This window comes from Gemmatimonas sp., from assembly GCF_044376735.1.
In the GTDB taxonomy this organism is placed as follows: Bacteria; Gemmatimonadota; Gemmatimonadetes; order Gemmatimonadales; family Gemmatimonadaceae; genus Gemmatimonas.
Map to the genome: position 1 here is coordinate 1 of NZ_JBILKJ010000262.1, position 2838 is coordinate 2838.

A 2838-nucleotide genomic window follows, 5' to 3' on the forward strand; every position below is an offset into this window, starting at 1 on the left:
CAGGCGGCGCAGACCCTGACCGCCCTCAATAGTGCCGACGAAACCACCGAGGCGCCGAGCGACGCGATGACGCCGGCGCTCGCCGACTGGCCGGAGTGGCAGCACGGCCCGTGGCACATCGGCCCGGCCACCGTCCGGATCATTCGCGCCCCCCTGCTGGGAGCGACGCCAGGGTTCATGATCATGGCCGACAGCCGTGACGCCGCGACAGTGCGCGCGCAACTCGAGCAATCGGGGGCCCGACATGGCACGGGCGCGCTGTGGGACGTGGCGCGAGTGGAAGCCGGACGCCCGGCGTGGGGCGTGGACATGGACGACAACACGATCCCGCAGGAAGCGAATCTGGACGCGCTGGGCGCCATCTCGTTCACCAAGGGGTGCTACACGGGACAGGAAACCGTGGCGCGCCTCCACTTCCGCGGGCACGTGAATCGCCGGCTGCGCGGGCTGCTGGGCGCCACGGCCCTGCCGCGGCACGGGCAGGTGCTGGACGCCAGCGGCAAGGTGGTAGGCGACGTGCGCAGCACGGCGATGTCGCCGACGCGAGGGCCGATCGCAATCGCGATGCTCCGCCGCGAAGTGGAGGAAGGGGACACGGTGCTGGTGGACGGGCGCGATGGCCCGATCAGCGCCGAAGTGCGTGAACTCCCCTTTTCCGCATAACGCTCAGTACCGAGTACTGACGTTGGCTGAACTCTGACCGCTATACACGGTCAGAGATCAGAGCTCAGGCCACTGGCGACTGGGCCGACCGCACAGCGCCAGTGTTCAGTGTTCAGAATTCTGGCGTCAGACTTCTTATAGTGTTCAGTGTTCAGCCAACTTCAGTCCACCGTGTCGAGCGTATTTCGTGGAGTGGGGTGATGGGTCGTGTGGGGCCCTGATCGCTGGCGCCGCGGACGGATCGCTGACTCCAAACGAAAAAGGCGGGCGACTTTCGTCGCCCGCCTTTCCGTTCCTGCAGACTTCAAGCTTAGTGCTTGGTCGTGTCGGCGGCCGGAGCAGCCGGGGCGGCCATCGCGGCCGAGTCGGCCGGCGGCGGCGTCATCGCGGCCGAATCCATGGCCGGGGCGGCAGCGGCCGGAGCAGCGGCGGCCGAATCAGCGGCCGGGGCCTCTTCCTTGGCGGAGCAGGCGGCGAGCACGAGTGCAGCAGCGACGAGAGCGATGCGCTTCATAGTGGAGGACTCCATACGGTGCGGTGGTTGCGCCGTGCGTCCTGAAAAGCGCACGGCCCCCCCGGCAGAAGGCCGACGGGGTTCAAGCAGCGTCAATGTACGTTCCACGGCTCCGCTGTCAAGAGTCACCCCGCGCCGACCGAAGAGTTCCATGCGGAGTCAAGCGTTTATGACACAACGGGTTCGTTGGTGACCACCGCCGGTCCAACCGGCGACCCGTGGGAACGGCGCCACAGGGTAACAATCCGATGATCGGGCACAACTCGCGGTCCTTCTGCGCTTTATCCGGTATCGACGTCAACGGCGGTCGGTCCGATCGCCCACCGCACGACCTTCAGTCCAGACCAGTGTCCAGACTCCCCGAGACCCTCGGCGCCCTCAAGCGCTCCAGCTATGCCACGAATCGCCCGACGTCCGTCAAAGACGAAATCCGGCGGAACCTGATCACGCGCCTGCAGGCTGGCGGCCCACTCTTCCGCGGCGTCCTTGGCTACGAAGACACCGTGATGCCGCAGATCGTGAACGCGCTCCTGGCGCGCCACAACTTCATCCTGCTCGGTCTCCGCGGTCAGGCGAAGTCGCGAATCCTCCGCGCGCTGGTCACCCTGCTCGACCCGCAGATGCCGGTCGTGGCTGGCAGCGAAGTGAACGACGATCCGTTCGCGCCCATCTCGAAGTACGCCAAGCAGCTCATTCAGGAGCATGGCGACGATACCCCGATCGCCTGGGTGTCGAGCGACCAGCGCTACGTCGAAAAGCTCGCAACGCCCGATGCCACGATCGCCGACATCATCGGTGACGTGGACCCCATCAAGGCCGCCCGCGGTGGACACATCCTCGGCGACGAGCTCACGATTCATTACGGCATGCTGCCGCGCGCCAATCGCGGCATCTTCGCGCTGAACGAACTCCCCGACCTCGCCGGCAAGGTGCAGGTCGGGCTGTTCAACATCATGCAGGAAGGCGACGTGCAGATCAAAGGCTATCCGGTGCGCCTCGCACTCGATGTCCTGCTCTGCTTCACCGCCAATCCCGAAGACTACACGGCCCGCGGCAAGATCATCACGCCACTCAAGGACCGCATCGGCAGCGAAATCATCACGCACTACCCCGAGAGCGTCGAACTCGGTGTCGAGATCACGCGTCAGGAAGCGTGGACGGAGCGCTCGGGCGGCGTGCAGATCCGCGTGCCCGACCTGATCGAGGAAGTGGTGGAGCGCATCGCCTTCGAAGCACGCGACGACAAGCGCATCGACAAGCGCTCGGGCGTGTCGCAGCGCATGCCGATCACCGCGATGGAAAACGTGGTGTCGAACGCCGAGCAGCGCGCCCTGCGCAGCGGCGACACCGAGGCGGTGCCGCGCGTAGCCGACGTGTACGCCGCGCTGCCCGCGATCACCGGCAAGATCGAGCTCGAGTACGAAGGAGAACTCGTGGGCGGCGCCACGATCGCCAAGGACCTCATCCGTCGCGCCTGCGACGCCACCCTGCGTGAACGCGCCGGCGATATCGATGCCGAAGACGTCATCATGTGGTTCGACGCCGGCGGTGCCCTGCAGGTCGCCGACGAGATCTCGATGTCGCTCGTGCGACAGGGCTTCGAAACGGTACCGGGACTCGTACAGACGGTTATCGCCCTCGGACTCGCCAAGAAGGGCGAC

General features: G+C 66.3%; 3 protein-coding genes. 2 read left to right on the forward strand and 1 reads right to left on the reverse strand.

Translation table 11 applies throughout. The features are described 5' to 3' along the window. The coding region (locus ACIRA7_RS16395) for a YgfZ/GcvT domain-containing protein (RefSeq protein ID WP_396221903.1) at positions 1-663 on the forward strand (663 nt) is incomplete at its 5' end. A 310-nt stretch (positions 664-973) separates the two neighbouring features. Here the strand turns inward: ACIRA7_RS16395 and ACIRA7_RS16400 are convergent. Continuing rightward, complete coding sequence (locus ACIRA7_RS16400; RefSeq protein WP_309670502.1) at positions 974-1177, reverse strand: hypothetical protein; 204 nt, start codon at positions 1175-1177, stop codon at positions 974-976. A gap of 347 nt (positions 1178-1524) precedes the next feature. Between ACIRA7_RS16400 and ACIRA7_RS16405 the strand changes: the two genes are divergently transcribed. Next, a partial coding sequence (locus tag ACIRA7_RS16405; RefSeq protein ID WP_396221904.1) for a magnesium chelatase occupies positions 1525-2838 on the forward strand: 1314 nt, incomplete at its 3' end.

What these genes read in the sequence shown, in the direction of transcription:
- ACIRA7_RS16400 (WP_309670502.1), bottom strand. Translation starts at nt 1,177, where the DNA reads ATGAAGCGCATCGCTCTCGTCGCTGCTGCACTCGTGCTCGCCGCCTGC.